Below are 24,823 nucleotides of genomic sequence, written 5' to 3'. Positions count from 1 at the left end.
CCATTGCCGCAGCCTCCCTTTCCTTTTGGAGAAACAGATGACAACACGCCCCCTTCCCGCACGCCAACACCTCCAGTGGAGTCTCCTCCTCGACGTCTTGGTCGAAGTCCGGCAATACGGCCAGGTGCTCAGGACCGGCATCGTGGAGGACGTCATGCCGGATTCATCGGCTCTTTGGCTGGCAGCCGACGCAGAACATCCTCGCCAGTTGTTTGAGGTGTGCCAGGACCACGAAGTCTGGGTCACCCCGCGGGAGCTCTCCGGAGACCTGCACTTTCGAATGACAACACGACAAATTTTCGGTTTTGCCTAGGACAGAAAGTGCTGGCCAACCTGGGCTAGCCAGCGGACGATTGCTGGGTGGTTTCCTTTTGCGGGCGGGCGTTGATGATCAGCGCGGTGATGAGTGCGGAGAGCGCCAGGAGCACGGCTGCGATGAAAAGCGCCGTGGCATAGCCGGTGGTCAACGCGGCGCTGGCCGCCGCGGTCGCTGCGCCGTTTCCTGACCCGCGGGATGCGGAAAGCGCCGTTAATGCTCCGGGGAAGCTGGATTCCGTGATGCTTACCGAGATGGTGGAGAGCACTGCAATGCCGAGGGCCACGCCGACTTGCTGCGCGGAATTCAGCAGCGCTGACGCGATGCCGGAATCCTGGGCCTGAACTTTGTTCACCGCGGTGAGGGTCAGCGGTATGAAACTGAGGGCGAAGCCAAAGGCCAAAGCGAAGGTGCCCGGCAGCAGCTCGAGGTAGGTTGTGCCGCTGTGGATGGTGGAAAACCAGAGCATCGCGGCGCTGGCGATCAGCATCCCGGTTGTGGAGATGATGCGGGGGGCGAAGCGGACTACGAGTTTGGACGCCACCCCCGCTCCCAGCACGATTCCGACGCCGAACGGGAGCCAGGCGAGACCGGTCTGGATCGGGTTGTAGCCGAGGATGTGCTGCATGAAGAGGGTGAGCAGGTAGAAGGCTCCCATGGGGCCGAAGGACACCAGGAGCATTGCCAAATAGGAGCCGGAGCGGTTCCGGTCCTGGAACAGCCGCAATGGCAGGAGGGGATCGTTGCTGCGGGCCTGCAGCCTGACGAAGACAGGTATCAGGACGACTGCGAGGGCGAAGCTGCCCACAGTGAGGGCATCGGTCCAGCCGTGCTCACCACCGCGGATGATCGCGAAGACGAGGGCGGTGAGGCCTCCCGTTCCAGTCAGTGCCCCGGCGAGGTCCAGCCGGCCCTGGTGCCTCTGGGCGTCGACAAGGATGCGGCTTCCGGCGAGCAGGGCCAGTCCAATGGGCACGTTGATGAAGAACACCCACCTCCAGCCCAGGGTTCCGGTCAGGACTCCGCCCAGCAGCAGTCCGACGGTGATGCCCAGCCCCGACATGGCCCCGTAAATGGCCAAGGCCTTGTTGCGGGCTTCCCCGGCAGGGAAAGTCGTGGCGATCAGTGCCAGCGCATTTGGTGCAACCAGCGCGGCGCCGATGCCTTGAAGGGCACGTGACACGATCAGCACGGGACCGGTCGGTGCCAGGCCTGCGGCCAGTGAGGCAGCGGTGAACAGCAGGATGCCGAGCTGGAGGATCCGACGGCGGCCCATCAGGTCCCCGACCCGGCCGCCAGAGATCAACAGCCCGCCGAAGGCGAGGATGTAGGCGTTGATGACCCACGGCAGGGTTGCGGCCGGGATGCCAAGTTCGTTCTGGATGGTCGGCAAAGCGATGTTGGCGATGGAGTCATCGAGCACCAGCATCAGTTGGGCGGTCGCAATGACAAGAAGCGCGACGCCCAGACGCCGTTCTGCTGGTTGCCCTATCGCTTTGGTCCCAATGGAGGCAACTGCCCTTGACATGGATTCTCCCTAATTTTTGGTAGGCATACTGATACCCCCTTGGGGTATCTGCCAGGAACTTTTATACCCCCGCGGGGTATCTGTGTCAAAGCGGAGGTTGCAGTAATTCGGCGAGCACCACGGTCTCCGCCGCACTGTGACCCGGAGCGAAGATCCAGACCGATGCTGTCCGAGAACCGGCCCAACTTCTCCTCCACAGGCACGGCCCCACCCCAGCCGCCGGACGTAAACTGACCTTCGCATCACGTCCCGTGAGCCAAGGACCAGGAGCCGCCCATGCTCTGGAAGCTGCTTGTTGAATACGTCCGGCCGCACCGGAAGCTGCTGGCCGCCGTCGTGGTTTTCCAGCTGGCGCAGTCCATCGCGTCCCTGTACCTGCCCACCCTGAACGCGGACATCATCGACGAGGGCGTGGCCAAGGGCAACGTCGGGTACATCCTCAGCCTGGGCGGGGTGATGCTGGGGATCACCCTGCTGCAGATCGTCTGCGCGGTGATCGCGGTCTACTTCGCGGCGAAGGCGGCGATGGGCGTGGGCCGGGACCTCCGGGATGCCATCTTCACAAGGGTGGGGGACTTCTCCGAGCAGGAGGTCACCAAGTTCGGCGCACCAAGCCTCATCACAAGGTCCACCAACGACGTCCAGCAGGTCCAGCAGCTGGTGCTGATGTCCGCCACCATGCTGGTCACCGCGCCCATGCTCAGCATCGGCGGGGTGATCATGGCCGTGCGGCAGGACGCGCAGCTGTCCTGGCTGATCGCCGTCGCCGTCCCGGTGCTGCTGATCGGCGTCGGCCTGATCACCGTCCGGATGGTGCCGCTGTTCCGCAAGATGCAGAAGCGGATCGACACCGTGAACCGCGTCCTCCGCGAACAGCTCACCGGCATCCGCGTGGTGCGCGCCTTCGTGCGTGAGGACATCGAGGCCGAGCGCTTCGCCCGCGCCAACGAGGACGTCACGGACACCGCCCTGCGCGCCGGCCGGCTCATGGCGCTCGCGTTCCCGGTGGTGATGCTGGTCCTGAACGTCTCGAGCGTGGCCGTCATCTGGTTCGGCTCGTTCCGCATCCAGGACGGTTCCATGCAGGTGGGCACGCTCATCGCGTTCCTGAGCTACCTGCTGCAGATCCTGATGTCCGTCATGATGGCCACGTTTATGGCCGTGATGATCCCGCGCGCCGCGGTGTCCGGGGACCGGATTGGGGAGGTGCTGCGGACGGAGTCGAGCGTCCGGCCGCCGCTTCATCCCGTGAGTACGACGGCGGGACAGGACGGCCGCCGCCGCGGCGAGCTGGAGATGCGCGACGTCGGATTCGCCTACCCGGGTGCCGATCAGCCCGTCCTCACCGGGATCAGCTTCACCGCCAAAGCAGGGCAGACGACGGCGATCATCGGCAGCACCGGCGCCGGCAAAACCACCCTGGTGAACCTCATGCCCCGGCTCTTCGACGCCACGGAAGGCTCGGTCCGGATGAACGGCGTGGACGTCCGCGAGCTGCACCCGGACCTGCTCTGGGGGCACATCGGCCTGGTGCCGCAGCGGCCCTACCTGTTCAGCGGCACCGTCCGCAGCAACCTGCTCTACGGCAAACCGGACGCCACCGAGGACGAGCTCTGGACCGCGCTCGAGATCGCCCAGGCCCGCGACTTTGTGGAGCGAACGGAGGAGGGGCTGGACGCGCCCATCAGCCAGGGCGGCACCAACGTCTCCGGCGGGCAGAGGCAGCGGCTGGCCATCGCCCGGGCGCTGGTGAAACGCCCCGAGCTGTACATCTTCGACGACTCGTTCTCCTCCCTGGACACCGGCACCGACGCCCGCCTCCGCCAGGCCCTCAAGCGCAGAACCTCCGGCGCCACAATGGTGATCATCGCCCAGCGCGTCTCCAGCATCGTGGACGCGGACCAGATTTTAGTGCTCGACGACGGCAGGATCGTCGGGCGCGGAACGCACAGTGAGCTGCTGGAGACCTCGGAGACGTACCGCGAGATCGTCTCCTCCCAGCTGGCGGCGGAGGAAACGGTATGAGCGCACCGCACCGCCCGCCGTCGTCCGCCTCTTCCGGAAGCGGCGCTCCAGGAACCAGCTCCGGGACCGCACCCGGGGCCAAGACGGCAAGCGCCGACGTCGTCCGCATTCCCCGTCCGGCAGGCGGGCCGGGGCGCGGCGGGCCGTTTGCGGGGATGAACGTCCCGGCGGAGAAGGCGATGAACTTCTGGCCTTCGGCCAAGCGGCTGATGGGGACGCTGCGGCCGGAGCGGGCGTGGCTGCTGCTGGTGTTCGCGACGGCGGTGGCGGGGGTGGCACTGTCCGTGATCGGGCCGCGGCTGCTGGGGGAGGGCACCAACCTGATCTTTGCCGGTGTGGTGTCCCGGGAGCTGCAGGCCGGGGTGAGCAAGGAGCAGGTGATTGCGCAGCTGCGGGCGTCCGGGGAGGGGCAGCACGCGGACATGCTCAGTGCCATGGACCTGGTGCCGGGGCAGGGGATCGACTTCACGGCGCTGGGCAGCGTGCTGACGTGGGCGCTGGTGCTGTATGTGCTGTCGTCGGCGTTTATGTGGGTGCAGGCGTATGTGCTTAACGGGGTGGTGCAGCGGACGGTGTTCGGGCTGCGGGCGCGGATCGAGGCGAAGATCAACCGGCTGCCGCTGCGGTATTACGACTCGATCCAGCGCGGCGAGCTGCTCAGCCGGGTGACCAACGACGTGGACAACATTTCGCAGAGCCTGCAGCAGACCATCAGCCAGGCGGTCACGTCGGTGCTGACCGTGGTGGGCGTGCTGGTGATGATGGTGATCCTCTCGCCCACGCTGGCGCTGATCGCGCTGGTGACCATTCCGCTGACGCTGGGGCTGACGGCGCTGATCGCCAAGCGCTCGCAGAAGCTGTTTGTGGCGCAGTGGAAGCACACGGGGGAGCTGAACGGGCAGATCGAGGAGACCTACACCGGGCATGCGCTGGTGAAGGTGTTCGGCCGGCAGCAGGAGGTGGGGGAGCGGTTCCGGCAGAAGAACGCGGAGCTGTACTCGGCCAGTTTTGGCGCCCAATTTATTTCCGGGCTGATCATGCCGGCCATGACGTTCATCGGGAACCTGGTGTACGTGGGGATCGCCGTGGTGGGCGGGCTGCAGGTGGCGTCCGGGGCGATGCAGCTGGGCGATGTGCAGGCGTTTATCCAGTACTCGCGGCAGTTCACCATGCCGTTGGCGCAGTTGGGGTCCATGGCGAACCTGCTGCAGTCCGGGGTGGCGTCGGCCGAGCGGGTGTTCTCGTTGTTGGATGAGGACGAGGAGTCTGTTGAACCTGCTCCTTCCAACGGGCCTGTGTTTGGGCGGGGACGGCTGGTGTTCTCGGATGTGTCGTTCTCGTATTCGCCGGAGCAGCCGCTGATTTCTTCTCTTTCGTTGGTGGCGGAGCCGGGGCAGACGGTGGCGATCGTGGGGCCCACCGGGGCGGGGAAGACCACGCTGGTGAACCTGATGATGCGGTTCTACGAGATTGATGCGGGGCGGATAACGCTCGACGGCGTGGACGTCACCTCGGTGCCGCGGCGCGAGCTGCGCTCGCGGCTGGGGATGGTGCTGCAGGACACGTGGCTGTTCGGCGGGACCATCCGGGACAACATTGCATATGGGCGGCCTGGGGCTACCGACTCCGAAATTCTTGAGGCTGCCAGGGCGACTTACGTGGACCGGTTCGTGAGGTCACTGCCCGACGGGTACGACACGGTGCTGGACGACGAGGGCTCGAATGTGTCCGCGGGGGAGAAGCAGCTGCTGACGATTGCGCGGGCGTTCCTGGCGCGGCCCTCTGTTTTGATATTGGACGAGGCGACTTCTTCTGTGGACACCCGGACCGAGGTGCTGGTGCAGAAGGCCATGCGTGCTTTGCGTTCCGACCGGACTTCCTTTGTGATCGCGCACCGCCTGTCCACCATCCGCGACGCCGACCTCATTCTGGTCATGGAGGCCGGCCAGATCGTGGAGCAGGGGACGCACGTTTCACTGCTGGCTGCCGGCGGGGCCTATGCGCGGCTGTATGAGGCGCAGTTCGCGGCGCCTGCGGCGGAACTTTAAGGGCATAATCACAGCATAGGGCTAGGCGCTAACACCGCTGCCTGATGTCACAGTTATGCCGTGAGCAGAGAAGGATCCCGCAGGCATCTGCCGACGGGATCCTTCCTTCTGGCCTAAAGCCAAGCGTCGCTAAGGAATGACCATAATTTTCGAGAAGGCTCCTAACGCTGCTGCTCAGCCATCCATGTCCACAGGTCGACACCCTGGTGCGACGGGTCGTTGCGAGCGGGGTAGATCCACGACCAGTGCCCCGGGAACCTGTTCCCGTCCCAAGTGACGTTCTCGTACAGGCTCATGATCGACCCGGGGATCAGTTCGTGGGCATGTACCGTGTTAGCTTGCGGGTCAACGGTTGTGTCGTCGGCAGCGGTGATCAGCCAAGTGGGGGTTTCGATCGCGGCAAGCTGTTCGTCGGTCACCATTGGGGCGGTGGAGTTGAACGGGACGACCACGGGGCAGATTGGCACCGCGGATGCAAAAGCACTCGGGTTCTCAACGATCATCTTTAGGGTCATATAGCCGCCATTGCTGCAGCCCACCACGTGGATGCGGTCGCGGTCCACGGAATTTGCCGCGCATACTTCCTCGATAACTTCTGAGATAAGAGGTGCGTATGCGGGTCCGTCCGCCAGCCAGTACGCGGGGCATTGCGGGGCCACCACGTATGCGCCGCCGAAGAGATCCTGCGCTTCGTCCGTGATGAACCCCAGGGCCCCGCGGTTGGCACGGAGAGTGGTTTCGTTGTCGTAGTAGTTGTACCCGCCGGTCAGAAGGCCGCCTTCGCCGCCGCCATGCAACCACACGATGAGCGGACGGTTCTGGGAGCGACCCCGCTCCGGAGGGGTGAACAGACGATACTTGGTGCCGGAGGCTGCCACATGGTGGGTGAAAGCATCCACTTCGGGGTCCACGAGGGTGCCCTGGGTGAACGACGCGATCTTAGGTGCACCCTTTCCCTGCCGCGGGAGCGGTTGGACCTGCGTGATTGTGTATTCGAGGTCAAGCATGACGTTGCGGCCTGCGCTGCCGATGTAACCAAGGGTGGCGCCTCCCAGGACACCCACACCGTGTTCGAGTTCGAGGACGATCCGACCACGGCTGTCAGCCCGTGCTGCCGTGACGGTGCGGTCCAAGTCGTACGCCACTGTGCCAGTGAGCGGATTGGTTCCGCGAGCGTGGACGGTGAATGCGGAAGTGGGCAGATCGCCTTCCATCAGGCCGCCCTGTCGCGAGGCTTCGATGGTCAGCGAGGTGACTTGCTCTCCGCCATCGAGCACGCTCGCGTTAAGGGTGAAGGGCGCGGAGCCAACGGACGAGTTATTACCTCCATCATCGGCGAAGGCAGCAGTGGGAGCGAGGCTGGCGACAACGACGGCGGTGCCAGCTGTGAGGAACGTGCGGCGGGACACGGGGTTAGTCAACGGAACTCCTTTGTTCAGACACGGCATAGTGGCTTTGAGTGGGCGATTCGAAAATGGGGTAGGACGGCCAAACGATTCCTGAGTGATGAGGCTAACACCACTTTGTTTACTGAGTAAACAAAGTCGGTCATAAACTTGTTTATTGCCTGTCGATGACGCGACAACCCGCAGAGGGCCGGTACCGCAGAGGAATCGTCGGCAGGAGGTTTTAACAGCGAAAACCGCTGTTGTGCCGCATAGAGCGCTGCTTAGACGTGTCGGGTGAAGCCCGGCTCCCAATCTTCGTTTAAGGGACGTACAGACCACTGAACCCATGCATATGGGTTCCAAGATCGTTCCGGCGCTCACCGCGCTCGAGCCGCTCGGCGTCGAGGTCATCGGCCTGAGCTGCGCCCCCAGACCGGACGACATGAGCGAGGAAGAGCCCCGCCGGGCCCAATTGAGCTTGGCGCGCAGTTCATTTCCGGGCTGATCATGCTGGCCATGACGTTCATCGGGAACCTGGTGTACGTGGGATCGCCGTGGTGGGTCGTGGAGCAGGGGACGCACGCTTCATTGCTGGCGGCGGGCGGTGCGTATGCGCGGCTGTACGAGGCCAAGTTCGCGGCTCCGGTTGCGGAGATGTAGGGCCCCAGCGCCCTACTGGACGGCGAGAATCCTCGAGCCGATATTCCTTAGAACGACCCGGTACATTTTTTATTTACTATGCTGATTCGGGCGCTGTTACCGCCCTTGCGTGGATATCCGATGGCCTCCACACTTTATACAGCTCGGTCGAGAAAGGAAGCTCGTGACGGTCTATGTAGACGACATGCGACGAACAGCTACTGTTCGGGGGTTACGTCGGCGCTGGTCGCATCTCATTGCCGACACTCCCGAGGAGCTTCGTGAATTCGGAACCCGGCTGGGTCTGTCCGCCTCCTGGATACAGAAAGCCGGTACGAGGACGGAACACTTTGATGTCACAGATGCGGTCCGTGCGAAAGCCATAATCCTCGGGGCCGAGCAAATCAGTTATACCGACCTCCCCGTCGTCACGGCTAGGCTCCTAGGAGTCCGCAATCCCGGCTGAACATGCTGAGTAAGCCCGAAACGTCACTACGATCTATTCGTATCTCAAATCGCAGCTGGTGGCAGCTCGGGACAGGGCAATAGGGAGGGGACATCAGTTTACGGCGATCCCCTTAGCGAAGCTATGTACGTGCGTGATGGGGACTCTGTTGTGCTCAAGGAAAACTAAGGGGATTGCTTAGGAATCCCATTTGCAGGCAGAAATTATCAATGTAGTCGTCAGGAAGCCAAGCGTAGCCTTGCGCCCCCCAACCTTCGCCCCAGCTGTTGCGGATAAGAAAATGCACTTTCGCATCTTCGTCCTCAGCGAAGCCCATGCACAGGACCGCGTGTAGGCCTTGTCCGGCGGTGGACGGTTCTGGCGACTTGATTCTTCCCGTGGTTGGGTCCGCATAGTGGAACTCGTCGGTCACGTGCACAAGCAGTACGACGGGGCGTCCCTCCGATAGCTCAGTAAACAGCCCCACCCGGTCCAAGTTGTGCTCTGTTAGTGTGGCACGCATCCATGGAGGCGAACCCGCGCCGAAAGGCGTTGCAGATGCTTCCATAGTTTGGCTGTCCAAGGGCCAACTTGCCAGCTCGGGTTGACCCTGGTCCTCAAGTGCGTCACCGATGGCGAAAAGGTACGCACCGGCTGGTCCAGCTAGCCGTCGGTTCCAAGCGTGGGTCCAGAGAGCGTCGGGTGCCAACTGATTCAGCGGAGGCCCGTAAGCATTTATACGAACAATCTCATGGGCGCCCGTCACCGCCATTGCGACACAAATTGGTCGGATGCCTTGGTCTGAGACAGGAAAAGGGCTCACTAGTCGAAGGTCGACTCTGGTTGTCAGACGGCTAAGCATCAGCGGCCCCAGTCGGAGTAGGTGACAACACATCAGGATCCAAGCCGGCGTTGATTCTAGCTTGGACGCGGGCCGCATCCAGCTGTACCCGTCCGCCAACAGTGATTTGGTCTATCGGGGTCGAACCCGGTTGGAAGGAACGGGTGAGGGTCAGCGGCAGCGCCCACTCTCCGGGAGAGTTGGCACGAAGGATCATGCGTCTGCGGCCCTGGCCGCCGATGACCGCTTCACCTGCCGAACTCGCTTTTCCAAGCGTAAAGTCGTCTTGCACCAACTCGACTCCCCCTGCTTTGTCACCTCGGTTCAGCGTGAAGTCGACACTTTCAACTGAATTTGGGATGCTCCACCGGTAACCAGTAGTGCGATTCTCGGGGACGACAACGACAACTTCGTCACCTACGCCGATGTTCAACCCGCCCAATTGGTTTGGATCGGGCACCCAAACATTAGCGTTGGCATTCGCAGGTCGTCGGCCACCCGTAAGTTCCGTCTTTATGGATATTGGAGTAACGGACTTGAGCGAGGCGTACTCAGACTCGTTGATGATTCTCAACAACATCATCTGAGTGAGCGCCGCCTCGTAACTGACACCCATATCACGGGAAGCCTGATATGCGATCGCGGGCGAGACCGAGCCGCCCCGTTCCAAGCCAAGACGCCGGAGAGTTGTTTGGACGAGCTGACGCGGCATCAGGAAGGCGGCTCCGAACACCTGCGCCATGTGCTCCCGCAGTGAATACGATCCGTGAATAACTGTCGCGTCCGTATCCCACGTGTACTCGTCATCGTGCAGGACCCAATGTCCCAGCTCGTGTGCAGCCGTATACCGCTGGATACTCAGCGGCCTTTCCGTGGTGATCAGCATGCCACCCACACCATGGCGGACAGTGGCTCCCAGAAGATTATCCAGTGGTTGAAACGTGAGCCATATTCCGAGCTTGCGAATCGCGGCAAAGACGTCCACACGCTCGTCCTTCGGGATATTCAGCTCCGACAGGAGATTTGAAGCTGCGGTGGTTGCCCTTAACACCTCCGCTCGCCGGCTTTGCCGCGCCATCACTGGGCTTTCCCGTCGGGAGCGGGGCCGGCGGAACCGAGGAACCGGGCAAAGCGGAGGACCTGCTCCTTGTCGTGGTCCGAGAGCTCTCTCGTGGCCCGAAATAGCGCGGCCGCCGATGTCACCGAGTCATCTTCCTGCCCCAGCAGCCATTCGACGCTCCGGCGGTACAGCTTCCCAAGGTGAACGAGTTCAGTAGCAGTAATGCTGCGTTTTCCGAGCTCCATTTGAGTGACGCTCGTGCGTTTCATGCCCAAGGCGGCCGCAGCCTCCTCCTGTGTTAGGCCGAGCGTCTCCCGCGCGATCCTCACCCGCCGGCCGATATCTCGCTGGTCTTCCTGCCTCGCGTCTTGGCTGTGTTCAGTGTCTTCCATTTTCCATACCTCCGATGGCGACCACGAATGCCATTGCCCACCCGGACTCGTGCGTCAGGGATACGCTCCAGCGGTCAAGACCGAGCGCAGCCGCCCGGTGTGCAGCATTCCGATGCAGTCTGAGCGTTGGCTGTCCGTTCTTTGAAACTACCTCTACATCGGTAGGGTCAAGCCTTCCGATCCCTATGCCCAACGCCTTCATCGTCGCTTCCTTGGCCGCCCAGCGCGCTGCCAGACTGCTGATGCGCCCGGCAGCATCACGGCGTTCGACAGCGGTCATATAGCGAGCAATGAAATCGTTTCGGGACCTATTAACCCGGCGACCGAACGTCTCTATGTTAACCAAATCCGTCCCGCAACAGACCTTAAGAGGAGCACTCAAAACAGGCCGCCCCCATTAGCGGCGGACGCTGATTGAATAATCGCTTTGACTTTGGTCTTGCTCCAAGCTCCGCCATGTTCGGCATCAGCAAGGGTAGCCATAACAGCTAGTTCACCCATGGGGAAACCCGTTTGCTGGCTTAAGAACCGTTGCAGCCGCACCAGGCCGAGCAAGTTTCCGTAGGCTTTGGTCACCAAGTATTGGTGCCGGTACGTGGCGATGAGACTGAGTTTTCCATCATGCAGGGTCAAGTCAATATGGACCATGCAGGGGAAACCTCGGGTACGACCGTCCGTCTCCGAGTACACCTGCACCCCGCGGAGATTTTCTGGTTCAGCACTTTCGTGCATCGCTTCCCCGCCAATGACGATGTCACTCGCGTTGTATGCGGAATTCCCATGTTGCCCCCTCAATGCTCGGATGCGGTCGGCCAATTGGTTGCGTCCCCCGGAGGTCTTTCCTGGCCATGAAATCATGCGAGAGAAATAGGTACCGCTTTTGTTGCCGTTGAACTTACGAAGGGTCGGCAGGGCGCGTGCATAACCCTCGTAGAGTCGCTGTGCCGCGTCATCGAGCTGTTCGACATCGCTTGCCGACAAGCTGGGGGAAAAGTCTGGGCCTGAGTACCTATATCTTGCCTGCGGAAAGATCGTATTGGCCACGGTTTGAACAGGTTGGATACCTGTTCGGAGAGGGACGAGGTGCCGGTCCAAGACGTCACGAATCCCTTGCGTCTCTGCTGCCCCAGGGTCAGTGACAGTTGTGAGGACGTTTATGGCACGTCCTCCAGTGCCGGAAACAACATCTAGGGTCTCGAGCCAGGCGAGCGAAAGGTTTGGCTGAGGAGTAATGTACACGCTCACCGTACGGCACCGGGTTCAAGGCTGCGATAGGCCTCCATAATGACCTGCACAACCCCGCCAATACTTGTCCATTTTTCTTGGGCCACATTGGCCAGATCTATGGAAAATGCTGACAGATGCGCGGTAAATTCGTTGAAAACGTCCACAGCTAGGTGGCTGTCGAGGGAAACGGTTCCGTCATCGGCTTTTTCCCAAGACTTCACGTCTTCGAAGCTAGTGGCTTCTAATTCCGCGATGACATCCGTGACAGCCTGAACGAGTTCGTCCTCGCTCATCAACTGAGCAGCCTGCAGCGTCAGGGGCACCCCGCGGTCGTCAAAGTCGGAGGTAGTACTGATGTCGTCCACCGCATTGTCAGGATCCATGACATCAGTGTCCGATATTCCAACATCGCTGTCAAGGTGTTAGCTCTCCTCATTCCAGGTCACTCGGACGAAGGCCAACGGTCACGCAGGTTCTGGGATACCCCCTAACACCTTTCGCGGGCTTGACCTCGCAGTCTCCACGGAAGCATGTTTCGCTACGCCACAAGATGCGCCTCTGTAGCTCACGCCGACGTAAGTTGGGGGTTCTTCCGCAATTCACCCAACTCATTCTGCGGCAGTCGACCGTTGATTCCCCATTTGGGCGGGAAGTACCAGGCTATTTCTTCGGGCGTCTGAACGTACTTTGACTTGATACGGGTTCTTGCAGAAGTAAGGTGAGGAAGAGCCTCTCGACAGTACTTGTCAGTTTCACAAAAGAGGTTTTGTACGTCGATTGCCTGTAGGGGCCGTCCCCAGAGGCCATGGAAGTCGAGTTCGAGTCTCTCGAACGCTTCGTCTTGGCGGTCGACCATCCACATGACTATATCGCTAGGTGAAAGACCGCCTGTATCGACAAAGACCTTTGCAATGCCTCGTAGGGCCCCCGGACCTGGCTGCGTGAAATCGTTCTCCGAGAAGTTGATCAATTCAGAGTAGTTGATATCGATTGCCGTCTGATATGACATGAAATCGCCCATGAGCGGATAGGAATGAAGCAATCCATAAATGCTTTTCAAACTTGGGGCTTCCAGTACTTGTTTAGCCAAGGAATTTTTGACAAACATATCGGTGAAGAGGTCCACGTGGTTCAGATGCTTCAGGCCTCGCCCGTAAGCATTCGTGGCACAGAGGATGAAAGCCCCCGTGTAGAGCCCGCCATTCAGCAGTTTGATGGTGTTCAGTGCTGCCTCGAACCGGCCGTCACGTAGATCCTCGATTGTGGGATTACGTCCGAGTATTGACCTGAGGGAATCCCAAGTGCGGATGTTGCTAAACGTACGAAAGGCCACAATTTGAAAGAGTCGGTCTTCTGGACTGTGGTCTTGGTCGGAGTAACAAACGTGTCGGATTAGATACTGGCTAACGCGGTCTGCTGCCCTAAAGACATTGCAGAACTTGTAGGTGCGGAGTATGGCATCTTCGGTCCATGGGCCAGGAGTGCCAGATACTTTGGCTTCGAATATACGATGACGTTCGAAAGCGAACCGCCAGTAGATGTTGTAGACCTCGGTGCGTGGCCTTGGACGCTTCATCTCATCTCCAGATTCCTACATCTTGGCTCCGGCCAGCCGGCGGAAGAGCACTGCCCACTAGCTTAAACGAAAGGCAATGCCGTCAGTGACCCATCACTCGGCCAAAGTGACCGTCGGCCCGTCAAGAGCATGCCAACCGATATGAATCGGCGTTTTGCCTCTCCACTGCATCGGCGCGAGCCAGGCCAATGGAGAGTCAGGCTCAAGCCCTATGGGCTGCGCTCGCGTAATCGAGCTCAGACATCATGCGGTACACGCTCGCAGGGTTTTCCCTGCAGAGGGCCATAACCAAGGCAGCGGCTTGATCAGATAAGGCTTTGACCCGGCCTGCCTTTTCGGCTGCAGAAGAACCGACGGCGACCGCCTCCTCAAGCTCATGGAATACTTCGGCAATCGTTCGAGTGCGTTCTGAGGCTGATACTTCTTCCCCCACGAGCGGCTGCACCGCTTTGAGTGTCTCCTCGAAACCTGCTGTCCCATCGCTCCATGCCTTATCGGCTGGGGGGCGGAGACCCAGCATGTCGCTTAGATACGTGTCGTACTTCACGGAGTAGATGAGCAGGTCCACGGCTGAATCGAGGAAGCTTTCGGTGCCCTCAGGCGCTGAAGGAGTGTACATCACCAGCCGGTCTACCTTCCGGGCCACATTGGCCAGGATGCCCATCTGTTCCCCCCGCCGTTTCCAACTGTCGCCGTACATGGCGTCTTTTACACGATGAAGCTCGGTGAGAAAGCCCAGCAAAACTGTGAAGCCGGGCGGTGAGAGTTCGATGTCGGTGGTCGTCCGCTCACTGGCCGGATTCATCATCCAGTCGAAGTAGTCCCGGCCCGCGAATGCGAGGGCGGGGTCCTGGACGCTGTCCAACAGTGCCCGAGCTTCGACCTGAGCGCCTCGCCTGAATGTCCAGTAGGCGTTGAGCATGGCCAAGAAATCGCGCAGCAATGGATCCTGGAACTTTGTAATGTCGGCGACATTGATCGTGCCCGTTCGCATCCGTGCCTCAAGGGCGAACCATTCGGACAGACGAGTTGAAAGTTCGTCAAAAGGTGTGTTGAAGCGCTGTACTGTCGAAACGTCCCGGTAGGGGGACGAGCGATGTGCCTGCGAAAGGATCTGCCCGGCGCGGCCGAAGTGCCGCTGATACAGATGCAGGGAAGATACAAAGTATGTTGCCTCTCCCACAGAGGCTCCCACCCAATGGGCCATCATTTCTTGGAGCACGCTCCACTCAAAGGTATTGATCCCAGAGAAGCCCCATATGAGGTCGTTGCTGCGTACAACCACATTCAGATCAAGTTTGTTATCTCGGAGACGAAAATGCAGCCAGTTAGTACAGGGCACGTCTTTGCTGTCGCTGAAATCAGTTGCTGGGTCGAATATGGACATTACCGCTCGTCGGCTTTCTGGTGACGCCCCAAGCAATTTCCTGACATGTTCCAGTTGATCTATCCCATGCCAGGAGCGGAGCCTCGGCCCATATGCGGCCCGCCAAGTGGTGCCGTCATCGGAAAAATCTCGGGCGCGAGGAAGGTATGCCGACAGGTAGGAAAGATCATCACGGCCTGCGACGACCCACATGGTCTCAGCGATGGCAGCAAAAGTATTATTGCGGCGGCCCGGAACGGCGATGCACCGCTCCAGCGGCTCCTGCAAAGTAATTGTCTGGTTGCGCAGTTCGCGGGTCAAGTGTCCGCGCACAGTCACACATTCGCCGGTGGCAGCGATCTCCCCAAGCTTTGACACGAACGCTTCACCAGCATTGCGAAATTTCATCTTCACGTCCCCAGCGTAGTAGTTGTCTTCACATACAGTTGGTATAGCCGCGTGTTCAGGGCCCAGTGTGCGGTTGCTGGATGGCGGGCAATATCTTCGGTGCCTTGGCGCCGCCTGCATTGGGGATGTGCCATGGCTTTGCTGCTTCATTTGTCCGATCTTCATCTCACCGCCGGGGGAGGGGACACACTCAGCGATGCAAAAGTGGCTGTGGTGGCCAGATCGCAGCAGCAAACAAGAATTGCCCGGATCAAGTCCAGTCTGCGTAACCTCGGGGAACAGCTGACGTTGGATGGCCAGACCTTGGATGCCATCGTCATTACCGGCGACGTCACCGAAAAAGGTTCCCCAGAAGGTTTTGATTTGCTGCCTGCCGTACTTGCCCCGCTAGGCAAATCGTTACCTAACGCGGACCGTATTCTGGTGGTGCCGGGAAACCATGACGTGGCGTGGGGGACGCCTCCTAGCTCGTCAGATCGCTATGAAGCATTTCTTCGCCTTAGGTCTCATGGTTACCGAACAGCGTTATTGGATGGCGTCGATTTTGATGAGAACGGCGCGGTGGTCCCGGATGTCCTGCCGCCTGTGCTCGTTGCCTTAGACAGCAGTTACGTCGTGATCGGGCTCAACTCGTCGGACTACAGCGGTGTCGAAGCAGCTACCAACGGCAATTTGGAAGCACATCTACAAGTGCTCGAACAACTCCGAGAATCTGAGCCGGCGGTGGAGGCCCTCTATCAGGCTTGGAAAGCACGGGGCAGATTCGACATGGCAAGGGTGGGAAGAACGCAGTTCCGCGTTGCCAGCGACGCTCTTAGCACCGGGATACTCACAACAAGGCCTGAACCGCTTCGAATAGCAGCGCTTCATCATCAGGTCATACCCGTGGGTACTAGTGAGGAGATAAAGCCCTTTGAAGCCATCCTGAACCTTGGCGAACTGCGTGACTGGCTAGCCACGAACAAAATCGATGTAGCCATTCATGGTCATAAGCACGAAGCGCGCGTCCTTTCGGACAGCTTCATGACACTGCAGGGACGGCACGGCACGGCCCTGCACGAAATGACAATCATCAGCGCGCCGGCCCTTCAACCCGGCGGTGCGAATGACACCATCGGAAGGCTGCTTGATGTGAGGCAGCCGCTGGCGCGAGTCCATGGCATTGACGTCAGGGACGTCCCGACCTGCCAAGAGGGGACCCATGTGCCTTTGTCGGCGTTCCCCACTGTTCATCAGCCTATCGACCTCAGCCCCGCCCGTGGGTTGCTGGAAGCCGCTACAGCGGAAGGCCTTCATGAAAAGCTCTTAGCGCTGCGCGACAGACTGCATTTGCTGCCCAGCCCTCTTGTCTGCCGTGTTGAAGACGGTACAAGTGCCCTGACCGTCTCGCAGCACTACGTTGACATTCCAGAGGGCCATGACCGTCAGGAGTGGTTCGACCAGGCCATCAGTTGGTGGCAGCGCGAAACGGCCGGGCGCGCAGCCAGCTTCAACCACGGCGAACGCCTGTTTGCATCTGAACCAGGGGAAGCGAGCCAAATCGAAAGCGCTGCCCGCGCTTTATCCGGTAAAGGTGAAACCAGTCGTGCCGTAGCGGTCTTAGTGCGGCCGGCTACCGACTTCCGCGATGAGACTTCGGAATTTCCCGCGTTTGTCACCGTCCAGTTCCTTGTCCGGGACTCCAAAATCCACTTGATAGCGTACTTCCGCAAACAGGAGATGCCTCATTGGTGGCCCATCAACATGGGTGAACTGGCATCACTGCAAGCCAGCATGATCCGTAGGCTGTCCAGATCAAAGTGCTATGCCCCGGGGTCGATCACCACGATTACTGCTATGCCAGTAAACGGGCAAGGGGTTCCAAAAGTCGCCGTGCCAGCCATTGACCGTCATGCCGAGGACCCGCTTTCTATGATGCAGTACGTCCTTCCCCTCTTTGGCTTGGGTTCGGACCCGTTCGAAACTGTCATGCACCGCTGGGAGAGCATCTTCAACGACTGGATGCCTGGACAGCAGGAACCGGCAGACGGGGACCCGGTACCTTCCCTGGGGTTCGAGATACTAAATGAATCGATCGAACAGGTAAACCAGGTGGCACCGCATTCTCGACCAGTTCTTAGTGACCTCTGCTCACAGATTCGTCTCCTCTCCCATGACAACGCCGTATTTGCGGAACTGCGCGATCCTTCACTGAAAGAAAGGGCGCAATGGGAAAAGAAGGTAGTTCAGGCAAGAATAACAATTCTCGGCCATGTCCGGGCGCTTTTGGAAACACAAGAGGATGCCCCCGTCAGCTGAAACGGTGTGTACGACGCACTCATAGACCGCTGCCACCCGTAGGACGCGGCCAAACCGGAGAAAGCACGACGAAGACGCCATCGGACAGCGTCGTCCCGCGACTAGAGAGAGTTAAATATCCCTTCGGGCGTTCGCGCGCCGGTGAGCCATAGAGGTCCCAGTGCCCACCCGCCGTCGTAGTACACGGACACACAGCGCAACGTTGCAGCCCCCACACGTAACCTGTTTAGATGCCTCGTTTTGCACTTGATATTGAGTCCGTGCCCCGCCCTGCCCGCTCGCAGGAGCTCCTGGACGCTGTGAACCACCGTGTCGTCATTGCCGACGGCGCGATGGGCACCATGTTGCAGGGCCGGGACCTGTCTCTCGAGGACGATTTCCAGGGCCTCGAAGGCTGCAACGAGATCCTCAATGACACACGCCCGGACGTCCTCGCGGACATCCACGACGCGTACTTCGCCACGGGTATCGACGCCGTGGAGACCAACACCTTCGGCGCCAACTGGTCCAACCTCTCCGACTACGGCATCGACGACCGGATCGAAGAACTCGCCCGCAAGGGTGCAGAGATCGCCCGCGAACGCGCAGAAGCGGCAGAAAAAACAGACGGACGGATGCGCTGGGTCCTGGGCTCTATGGGACCCGGCACCAAGCTCCCCAGCCTCGGGCACACCAGCTACGACTACCTCAAGCAGACCTTCGCACTCCAGGCCGAGGGCCTCATCGACGGGGGAGCAGACGCCTTCCTCATCGAAACCAGCCAGGACCTCCTGCAGACCAAGGCCGCGGTCAACGGCTGTAAGCAGGCCATCGTGACCCGCGGCATCCGGCTACCGATCTTCGTCGAGGTGACCGTCGAGACCACCGGAACTATGCTCATGGGCTCCGAGATCGGCGCCGCGCTCACCGCCCTCGAGCCGCTCGGCGTCGACGCCATCGGCCTGAACTGCGCCACCGGGCCGGACGAGATGAGCGAGCACCTCCGCCACCTCTCCAAGCAGTCCTCCGTCGCCATCGCCTGCATGCCCAACGCCGGCCTGCCGGTCCTTGGCGCCAACGGCGCGCACTATCCGCTTTCACCCACCGAACTCGCCACCGCACACGAGCAGTTCGTGCGGGAATTCGGCCTGGGCCTGGTGGGCGGTTGCTGCGGTACGACGCCGGAGCACATGGCCGCCGTCGTCGAACGCCTTGCGCCCTTCCGCATCCGCGGAACGAACACCAACAACGGCAAGGGCCCCGCCCGCGTCCCCACCGAGCGTGAAGCCGGCGTCGCCTCCCTCTACCAGCACGTGAATTTCGACCAGGATGCCTCCTACCTCGCCATTGGCGAACGCACGAACGCGAACGGTTCCAAGGCGTTCCGGCAGGCGATGCTCGAAGAGCGCTGGGACGACTGCGTGGACATCGCCCGCGAGCAGATCCGCGTCGGCGCGCACCTGCTGGACGTCTGCATCGACTACGTGGGGCGTGACGGCGTGGCCGACATGAAGGAGATCGTCTCCCGCTTCGCGTCGGCCTCCACGCTCCCTCTGGTCATGGACTCCACCGAACCGGCCGTACTGCAGGCCGGCCTCGAACACATCGGCGGCCGCCCGGTGGTCAACTCCGTCAACTACGAGGACGGCGACGGCCCGGACAGCCGCTTCGCGCGCATCATGCCGCTCGTGAAGGAACACGGCACCGCCGTGATCGCCCTGACCATTAACGAAGAGGGCCAGGCACGCACCACCGAGGGCAAGGTGGCCATCGCCTCGCGCCTCGTCGACGCCCTGGTGGGCGAATGGGGGATGCGCGTCGAGGACATCATCGTCGACTGCCTGACCTTCCCCGTCGCCACCGGCCAGGAAGAGACCCGCCGGGACGGCATCGAAACCATCGAGGCCATCCGCCAGATCACCGCGAAGTACCCCGGCATCAACACCACGCTCGGTGTCTCCAACGTGTCCTTCGGCCTGAACCCGGCAGCGCGCGTCGTCCTGAACTCCGTGTTCCTGCACGAGGCCGTGCAGGCCGGCGTGACCAGCGGCATCATCGACGCCGCCAAGATCGTGCCGCTCGCCTCACTGCCGGAAGAACAGCGCAAGGTTGCCTTGGACCTCGTCTGGGACCGCCGCGAATACGACGCCGACGGCAATACCACCTACGATCCGCTGGCCATCATGCTGGACATGTTCGCCGGCGTCGACACCGCAGCACTCAAGGACCAGCGCGCCGCGGAACTCGCGGCCCTGCCCACGGGTGCGCGCCTGGAACGGCGCATCATCGACGGCGAAGGCAAGGGCCTCGAAGCGGACCTGGACCTCGCCCGCAGCGAGGGCATGACCCCGCTCGGCATCATCAACGACCACCTGCTCGAGGGCATGAAGGTGGTGGGCGAGCGCTTCGGCGCCGGCGAGATGCAGCTGCCGTTTGTGCTGCAGTCCGCCGAGGTGATGAAGAACGCGGTGGCCCTGCTCGAGCCGCACATGGAGAAGTCCGACTCCTCGGGCAAGGGCACCATGGTGATCGCCACCGTGCGCGGCGACGTGCACGACATCGGCAAGAACCTGGTGGACATCATCCTCACCAACAACGGCTACAAAGTCATCAACATCGGCATCAAACAGGGCATCGCCGAGATCATGGCGGCGGCCGAAGAGCACAACGCCGACGTGATCGGCATGTCCGGGCTGCTGGTGAAGTCCACCGTGGTGATGAAGGAGAACCTAGCGGAGCTGCAGTCCCGTGGCCTGGCGAAGAAGTGGCCGGTGATCCTCGGCGGGGCAGCCCTGACGCGCGCCTACGTGGAGCAGGACCTGGCGGAGCAGTTTGATGGCGTGGTCAGGTACGCCAAGGACGCCTTCGAGGGCCTCGCCCTCATGGAACCGCTGGTCCGCGTCGCCCGCGGCGAGTCCCCGGACGACGTCGGCCTGCCGCCTTTGAAGAAGCGCATCCATAAGGGTGGCGCGAAGTTCACGGTAACCGAGCCGGAAGCGATGCCTGGCCGGTCCGACGTCGCCTCCGACAACCCCGTGCCTGCGCCGCCCTTCTGGGGCACGCGCATCGTGCGTGGCGTCTCGCTCCACGACTACTCGGCGTTCCTCGATGAGCGCGCCACCTTCATGGGGCAGTGGGGGCTGAAGCCCGGCCGCGGCGAGGACGGCGCCTCCTACGAGGAACTGGTGGAACGCGAGGGCCGCCCGCGCCTGCGGTACTGGCTGGACCGCATCCTCGGCGAGGGAATGCTGGACGCGTCCGTCGCCTACGGCTACTTCCCGGTGGTCTCCGAGGGGGAACAGGTGGTGGTGCTGCACCACGGCGAGGATCACGACGGCGTCCTGGGCGCCGCCGGTCTGCTCGCCCCCGACGGCGGTTCAGGCGGTCCGATCGGCACCGACCGGCTGCGTTTCGACTTCCCGCGCCAGCGCCGCGACCGGCACCTGTGCCTGGCCGACTTCGTGAAGTCGCGTGAATCGGGCCAGATCGACGTGCTGCCGGTGCAGCTGGTCACCGCCGGCTCCAAGATCGAGGAGTTCACGTCCAAGATGTTCGCCGCCAACCAGTACCGCGACTACTACGAGCTCAACGGCCTGGTCATGCAGCTCACCGAGGCGCTGGCGGAGTTCTGGCACGCGCGGATTCGCAAGGAGCTGGGGTTCGCGGCGGAAGAGCCGAAGGACACGGCAGGGTATTTCAAGCTCGACTACCGCGGTGCGCGGTTCTCGCTGGGCTACCCGGCGTGTCCGGACATGGAGGACCGCCGCAAGGTGACGGAGCTGCTGAAGCCCGAGCGGATGGGCGTGATCCTCAGCGACGAGCTGATGCTGCACCCGGAACAGTCCACCGACGCGTTCGTGTTCCACCACCCGGAGGCGAAGTACTTCAAGGTGTGAGTTGGGGGTGGTCTTTGGCCTGCGCGTGTGGAGGCCAAAACGCCTGGGCGGACCCAGGCTGCCACGTGTCAGCTTGGAATTTAGAGCTGTCCCCCAAGCAAACTCGCAGTGCTCCACATCATGTGGTCCTTTGCCGAGCTGCTCGGCCCCAACGGCATCTCGGTCAACGCCATCGCGCCCGGCCCCGGTAAACACTCCCATGTGGGCACAATTCGCAAAGGACTCGGGCCCGGATGCAGCCGCCAACCGGGCCAAGCGCGCCGCCCAGCTTCCCATGCGCCGGTTCGCCGGAACCAGACGAAGTCGCCCGCGCCATCCTTTTCCTCGCCGACCCGGACAACCGCTACATCACCGGCGTATCCCTCGATGTGGCAGGCGGAGCACACCTGGGAATGGGAACCTGATCCAGGAACCCACCAAAGGACGATGCAGGCACGGTCTGAATTCACAGCTGGTCTGGCCATATGAGGAAGGGTCAGGACTCTAGGCTGGCTTTGCCTGGCGCAGGTACTGGTACCGTCTCTCTGCTAATTCCGTAGACCTGGGTCAAGCGACCCTTGACGGTAAAGGCTCCGACGTGGCCGATGAGAAGTGCATCAGCCCAGCCCGAAGAGGGCGGCAAGCCTGCCGTCAGTATCGGCTAGCGTGGCGGTGTCGAAGGTGTTGGTGGTAACCATAAGTTCGTCAGCCTTGAGCACCTCGAGCAACACGCTTAGTTGCTCCGCCACGTCATTGGCGGTTCCATATATCGCCGCGTCGAGTGTCTCGCTTATAAGGTTCTGTTGTCGTGGGGTCATTGCTTGTTCTTGAATAGATTTTGTGGGCTCAAGCGGCGGGAACTGCCCCTGGGTGCGTGACTGCGCCAGCGCCCAAGCCTCCGGCATCAGCACATCCCGGGCCGCTTGGGTGGTCTCCGCCACGGCGACGTTCGCGGAGAGAATCACATATGGTTCCGCGTAGTACATGGAAGGACGAAAATTTTTGCGATAGCGGTCAAGCACCACATGGGCAAGTTCTGTTCTAGGTCCGGTGAAAGTTGGACCACCGACCACGACGGCGAGGCCCGCGCTGGCGGCGATGTCCACGCCTTTGCCTGTAGCGAGTACAAACGGTGGGGTTGCGCCGCCGTCGTACGGGCGGGCGATCATTGCAGCGCTGCCGCTAAGGTAGGACAACAATTCTGCCAAGTCCTCTTCGAAGCGATCAGTTGCATCTCTGTCCTGGCGGAGCGCCCTTCGTACTGTTGATGTAAAGCCAACGGAACGTCCAATGCCCAAATCGATCCGTCCGGGAAAGATTGCCTGGAGAGTCGCCGCTTGCTCAGCTACAACCAAGGGCTGGTGGTTCGGCAGCATCACCCCGCCCGAGCCGACGCGAATTCGCTCTGTTTGCGCGGCGATCACGGCCATCAACACTGTTGGAGCGGAACCGGCAATCCCTGGCACACCGTGATGCTCCGCAACCCAAAACCGGTGGTAGCCGAGCTGCTCGGCTTGTTTTGCTCGTTGCAGAGTTGAGCCGAGAGCCTCCGGCTGCCCCGTCGCGGGCATTGGCGCGGTCCAAAATGGAGAGCGGAATTGGCGGAAGCTGCATATTAGTCCCAACGCGGCGGATAACGGGTTTCATCCGGGGTCGTCGCGGCTGCGGCAGAGAACACAACCCGCCGCTAAGATCGTCCGCTGCGCGCTCTGCTCACTGCCCCTGAACTGGCGGCGGTCGAGGCTGCGCTAGATGTAGCCACAACACATCAGGGCGGCGTCATCTTGAGCTGGGCGCCCGGGAACCTCTGGGCTTGGCTTGGCTCCGGCGTCTGGCTGTGCGCTTCGATCTCCGCACAGCCAGACGCGGCCGATAGCCGGCAGGTCATGTTCTGTTGGCCATTCAGTCTTCGTCCGCGTTGCGCGCGTGTCGCGGAAGGAATGCCGTGGTCACGAGGGCGACGACTGCGATAACAGCGCCGACTGTGAAAGCAGCGCGTGCACCATTTGCGATGGAAGTGGCGTCGGCGCCGTCGGCGTTCGAGCTGAGAACCGCGATGAGTACTGCCAAGCCGGCCGCGCCGCCGAGCTGCTGGATGGTGTTGAGCGCGGCGCTGCCGTGCGGAGCGAGGGCGCCTGGAAGGGATCCCAGCGACATGGTGAAGAGAGCGACCCAGGCGAATGCTTGTCCGGCGCAGATAAACACGTAGGTGGCCAGGACCACCCACATCGAGGTGTTCTCGGTGAAGGTCGTCATGAACCACCATCCGGCACTGACGACGATAGCTCCCGGGATCGCAAGCCCCCGTGCTCCCATGCGGTCGTAGTAGCGGCCGACGAGGAGGGATACGATCCCGATCGTCACGCCGCCGGGCACCATGAGCAACCCGGTCTCCAATGAACCGAGTCCGAGGGATTCCTGCATGACCAGGGGGAGCAGGGTGGCGAGAGCGAAGGCGCCCATGACCAGGAACGTGAAGACGATGACGGGTCGCGCGAACCCGGCGTACGTGAAGATCCGCATGTCCAGAACGGCCGCGTCACGGCGCTGCAAGCTGAGCTGACGCAACACGAATGCTGCGATACCTGCTATACCGAGCGGGATGGCGATCCAGAACGCAGCTGAGAAGTGACCGCCGCTGGATTCGCCTGCACTGGCCAGGCCGTAGACCAGTGCGCCGAACCCGGTCGCGGAGAGCACCAGCGACAGCATGTCGAATCCGATTCGCCGCGGCGTCGTGAGGTTCGGCATCTTGATCGCCCCGATGAGGAGGCCGAGTAACGACAGCGGCAAGATGATGATGAACAGCCACCGCCAGGTCAGCTGCGACATCACGAGGCCGGAGAAGGCTGGTCCGAGGGCGGGTGCGACGGCAGACACGGCAGTGACCAACGCCATCATCTGTCCACGACGAGACGGCGCAACCAGACCCATCGACGTCGTCATCAGCAGCGGAACCAACACCGCCGTACCGAGTGCTTGCACAATTCGGCCGGTGAGTAGCAGCGCGAAGCCGGGTGCGACGGCCGCGATCAACGTGCCGAGGGTGAACAATCCGACGCTGACAATGAAGATCGTCCGGAGCTGGAACCGCTGCATGATGTACCCGGTGGTCGGGATGATGACCGCCAGGGTGAGGGCGTAGCCGGTGGTGAGCCACTGCCCGGTCGTCGCCGTGATGTTCAGGTCGTCCATGATCTGCGGCAGCGCCACCCCGACGACCATCTCAGACAGGAACGCCACGAACGCCGAGAAGACCAGGACGGAGATTGTCAGAACCTCTCCCGGAGACAATCGCTTCCTCGGCGCCGGGCTGGTGGCGATCGGGCCGGTAACCGTTTCTTGGGGATCGTCGACGATGTCGACGACCCCTGTTGCAGGGGCGAGGTGCGTGTCAGTACTCATAAGTTGT

21 protein-coding genes are annotated in these 24,823 nt (G+C 61.6%); 9 read left to right on the top strand and 12 right to left on the bottom strand.

Annotated elements, in window-relative coordinates; genetic code table 11:
- Positions 1 to 37: 37 nt before the first annotated feature.
- Entirely contained in the window at positions 38 to 313 is a 276-nt protein-coding gene (locus tag M1E07_RS17905) for a hypothetical protein (protein WP_461187969.1), read from the top strand.
- Between the two features lie 25 nt (positions 314 to 338).
- Here the strand turns inward: M1E07_RS17905 and M1E07_RS17900 are convergent, their stop codons facing one another.
- Positions 339 to 1,844, bottom strand: coding sequence for an MFS transporter (locus tag M1E07_RS17900; RefSeq protein WP_461187968.1), 1,506 nt, complete (start codon positions 1,842 to 1,844; stop codon positions 339 to 341).
- Positions 1,845 to 2,120: 276 nt separating this feature from the next.
- Between M1E07_RS17900 and M1E07_RS17895 the strand changes: the two genes are divergently transcribed.
- Positions 2,121 to 3,869 (top strand): ABC transporter ATP-binding protein, encoded by a 1,749-nt coding sequence (locus tag M1E07_RS17895; protein WP_461187967.1) that lies wholly within the window; start codon positions 2,121 to 2,123, stop codon positions 3,867 to 3,869.
- Positions 3,866 to 5,917: an ABC transporter ATP-binding protein gene (locus M1E07_RS17890; protein WP_461187966.1), complete on the top strand. Its 2,052-nt coding sequence runs from the start codon at positions 3,866 to 3,868 to the stop codon at positions 5,915 to 5,917. Before M1E07_RS17895 ends, M1E07_RS17890 begins: the two co-directional genes overlap by 4 nt.
- 161 nt (positions 5,918 to 6,078) lie before the next feature.
- Here the strand turns inward: M1E07_RS17890 and M1E07_RS17885 are convergent, their stop codons facing one another.
- Positions 6,079 to 7,338 carry a prolyl oligopeptidase family serine peptidase gene (locus M1E07_RS17885; RefSeq protein WP_461187965.1) on the bottom strand — a complete coding sequence of 420 codons (1,260 nt, stop codon included), beginning with the start codon at positions 7,336 to 7,338 and terminating at the stop codon, positions 6,079 to 6,081.
- A 319-nt stretch (positions 7,339 to 7,657) separates the two neighbouring features.
- Here M1E07_RS17885 and M1E07_RS17880 point away from each other — a divergent pair, with 319 nt between their 5' ends.
- The 3 genes from M1E07_RS17880 (at position 7,658) to M1E07_RS17870 (ending at position 8,410) form a co-directional block, all read left to right on the top strand.
- Complete coding sequence (locus M1E07_RS17880; RefSeq protein WP_461187964.1) at positions 7,658 to 7,810, top strand: hypothetical protein; 153 nt, start codon at positions 7,658 to 7,660, stop codon at positions 7,808 to 7,810.
- Between the two features lie 11 nt (positions 7,811 to 7,821).
- The gene (locus M1E07_RS17875) at positions 7,822 to 7,965 is read left to right on the top strand and encodes a hypothetical protein (protein WP_461187963.1); all 144 of its coding nucleotides are present in this window, start codon (positions 7,822 to 7,824) and stop codon (positions 7,963 to 7,965) included.
- Between the two features lie 163 nt (positions 7,966 to 8,128).
- Entirely contained in the window at positions 8,129 to 8,410 is a 282-nt protein-coding gene (locus tag M1E07_RS17870; protein WP_461187962.1) for a DUF4031 domain-containing protein, read from the top strand.
- A 154-nt stretch (positions 8,411 to 8,564) separates the two neighbouring features.
- Here M1E07_RS17870 and M1E07_RS17865 read toward each other — a convergent pair whose 3' ends face one another.
- The 8 genes from M1E07_RS17865 to M1E07_RS17830 all read right to left on the bottom strand — a co-directional run bounded on the left by M1E07_RS17865 (position 8,565) and on the right by M1E07_RS17830 (position 15,259).
- Complete coding sequence (locus tag M1E07_RS17865; RefSeq protein WP_461190430.1) at positions 8,565 to 8,912, bottom strand: C1 family peptidase; 348 nt, start codon at positions 8,910 to 8,912, stop codon at positions 8,565 to 8,567.
- Positions 8,913 to 9,243: 331 nt separating this feature from the next.
- A complete protein-coding gene (locus tag M1E07_RS17860; protein ID WP_461187961.1) occupies positions 9,244 to 10,215 on the bottom strand; it encodes a protease inhibitor I42 family protein in 972 nt (323 codons plus the stop codon).
- Positions 10,216 to 10,307: 92 nt separating this feature from the next.
- Positions 10,308 to 10,682, bottom strand: coding sequence for a helix-turn-helix domain-containing protein (locus tag M1E07_RS17855; RefSeq protein ID WP_461187960.1), 375 nt, complete (start codon positions 10,680 to 10,682; stop codon positions 10,308 to 10,310).
- The gene (locus M1E07_RS17850; protein WP_461187959.1) at positions 10,669 to 11,028 is read right to left on the bottom strand and encodes a holo-ACP synthase; all 360 of its coding nucleotides are present in this window, start codon (positions 11,026 to 11,028) and stop codon (positions 10,669 to 10,671) included. The genes M1E07_RS17855 and M1E07_RS17850 overlap by 14 nt, the downstream gene beginning before the upstream one ends.
- A 32-nt stretch (positions 11,029 to 11,060) precedes the next feature.
- Positions 11,061 to 11,663 (bottom strand): hypothetical protein, encoded by a 603-nt coding sequence (locus M1E07_RS17845; protein WP_461187958.1) that lies wholly within the window; start codon positions 11,661 to 11,663, stop codon positions 11,061 to 11,063.
- Between the two features lie 260 nt (positions 11,664 to 11,923).
- Positions 11,924 to 12,292: a hypothetical protein gene (locus tag M1E07_RS17840; RefSeq protein WP_461187957.1), complete on the bottom strand. Its 369-nt coding sequence runs from the start codon at positions 12,290 to 12,292 to the stop codon at positions 11,924 to 11,926.
- Between the two features lie 182 nt (positions 12,293 to 12,474).
- Positions 12,475 to 13,485 carry a nucleotide kinase domain-containing protein gene (locus M1E07_RS17835; RefSeq protein WP_461187956.1) on the bottom strand — a complete coding sequence of 337 codons (1,011 nt, stop codon included), beginning with the start codon at positions 13,483 to 13,485 and terminating at the stop codon, positions 12,475 to 12,477.
- A gap of 202 nt (positions 13,486 to 13,687) precedes the next feature.
- Positions 13,688 to 15,259, bottom strand: coding sequence for a thymidylate synthase (locus tag M1E07_RS17830; RefSeq protein ID WP_461190429.1), 1,572 nt, complete (start codon positions 15,257 to 15,259; stop codon positions 13,688 to 13,690).
- 132 nt (positions 15,260 to 15,391) lie between these two features.
- On the opposite strand from M1E07_RS17830, the gene M1E07_RS17825 reads away from it, so the two are divergent.
- From M1E07_RS17825 to M1E07_RS17815, 3 genes are all read left to right on the top strand, one after another.
- The gene (locus tag M1E07_RS17825; RefSeq protein ID WP_461187955.1) at positions 15,392 to 17,557 is read left to right on the top strand and encodes a metallophosphoesterase; all 2,166 of its coding nucleotides are present in this window, start codon (positions 15,392 to 15,394) and stop codon (positions 17,555 to 17,557) included.
- Between the two features lie 230 nt (positions 17,558 to 17,787).
- Entirely contained in the window at positions 17,788 to 21,432 is a 3,645-nt protein-coding gene (gene metH, locus M1E07_RS17820) for a methionine synthase (protein WP_461187954.1), read from the top strand.
- A gap of 233 nt (positions 21,433 to 21,665) precedes the next feature.
- Positions 21,666 to 21,836 (top strand): hypothetical protein, encoded by a 171-nt coding sequence (locus tag M1E07_RS17815; RefSeq protein ID WP_461187953.1) that lies wholly within the window; start codon positions 21,666 to 21,668, stop codon positions 21,834 to 21,836.
- Positions 21,837 to 22,028: 192 nt separating this feature from the next.
- Here the strand turns inward: M1E07_RS17815 and M1E07_RS17810 are convergent, their stop codons facing one another.
- Both M1E07_RS17810 and M1E07_RS17805 read right to left on the bottom strand, forming a co-directional pair.
- Positions 22,029 to 22,982, bottom strand: coding sequence for an MsnO8 family LLM class oxidoreductase (locus M1E07_RS17810; protein ID WP_461187952.1), 954 nt, complete (start codon positions 22,980 to 22,982; stop codon positions 22,029 to 22,031).
- A 331-nt stretch (positions 22,983 to 23,313) separates the two neighbouring features.
- Positions 23,314 to 24,816, bottom strand: coding sequence for a DHA2 family efflux MFS transporter permease subunit (locus M1E07_RS17805; RefSeq protein ID WP_461187951.1), 1,503 nt, complete (start codon positions 24,814 to 24,816; stop codon positions 23,314 to 23,316).
- Positions 24,817 to 24,823: the final 7 nt, after the last annotated feature.

This window comes from Arthrobacter sp. Z4-13, assembly GCF_054792705.1.
The sequence above is the reverse complement of the archived record's forward strand: the minus strand, read 5'-3'. Positions and strand labels throughout refer to the sequence as shown.

What these genes read in the sequence shown, in the direction of transcription:
- M1E07_RS17905 (WP_461187969.1), top strand. Translation starts at nt 38, where the DNA reads ATGACAACACGCCCCCTTCCCGCACGCCAACACCTCCAGTGGAGTCTC.
- M1E07_RS17900 (WP_461187968.1), bottom strand. Translation starts at nt 1,844, where the DNA reads ATGTCAAGGGCAGTTGCCTCCATTGGGACCAAAGCGATAGGGCAACCA.
- M1E07_RS17895 (WP_461187967.1), top strand. Translation starts at nt 2,121, where the DNA reads ATGCTCTGGAAGCTGCTTGTTGAATACGTCCGGCCGCACCGGAAGCTG.
- M1E07_RS17890 (WP_461187966.1), top strand. Translation starts at nt 3,866, where the DNA reads ATGAGCGCACCGCACCGCCCGCCGTCGTCCGCCTCTTCCGGAAGCGGC.
- M1E07_RS17880 (WP_461187964.1), top strand. Translation starts at nt 7,658, where the DNA reads ATGGGTTCCAAGATCGTTCCGGCGCTCACCGCGCTCGAGCCGCTCGGC.
- M1E07_RS17875 (WP_461187963.1), top strand. Translation starts at nt 7,822, where the DNA reads ATGACGTTCATCGGGAACCTGGTGTACGTGGGATCGCCGTGGTGGGTC.
- M1E07_RS17865 (WP_461190430.1), bottom strand. Translation starts at nt 8,912, where the DNA reads ATGCGTGCCACACTAACAGAGCACAACTTGGACCGGGTGGGGCTGTTT.
- M1E07_RS17855 (WP_461187960.1), bottom strand. Translation starts at nt 10,682, where the DNA reads ATGGAAGACACTGAACACAGCCAAGACGCGAGGCAGGAAGACCAGCGA.
- M1E07_RS17840 (WP_461187957.1), bottom strand. Translation starts at nt 12,292, where the DNA reads ATGGATCCTGACAATGCGGTGGACGACATCAGTACTACCTCCGACTTT.
- M1E07_RS17835 (WP_461187956.1), bottom strand. Translation starts at nt 13,485, where the DNA reads ATGAAGCGTCCAAGGCCACGCACCGAGGTCTACAACATCTACTGGCGG.
- M1E07_RS17830 (WP_461190429.1), bottom strand. Translation starts at nt 15,259, where the DNA reads ATGAAATTTCGCAATGCTGGTGAAGCGTTCGTGTCAAAGCTTGGGGAG.
- M1E07_RS17825 (WP_461187955.1), top strand. Translation starts at nt 15,392, where the DNA reads ATGGCTTTGCTGCTTCATTTGTCCGATCTTCATCTCACCGCCGGGGGA.
- metH (WP_461187954.1), top strand. Translation starts at nt 17,788, where the DNA reads ATGCCTCGTTTTGCACTTGATATTGAGTCCGTGCCCCGCCCTGCCCGC.
- M1E07_RS17815 (WP_461187953.1), top strand. Translation starts at nt 21,666, where the DNA reads ATGCAGCCGCCAACCGGGCCAAGCGCGCCGCCCAGCTTCCCATGCGCC.
- M1E07_RS17810 (WP_461187952.1), bottom strand. Translation starts at nt 22,982, where the DNA reads ATGCCCGCGACGGGGCAGCCGGAGGCTCTCGGCTCAACTCTGCAACGA.
- M1E07_RS17805 (WP_461187951.1), bottom strand. Translation starts at nt 24,816, where the DNA reads ATGAGTACTGACACGCACCTCGCCCCTGCAACAGGGGTCGTCGACATC.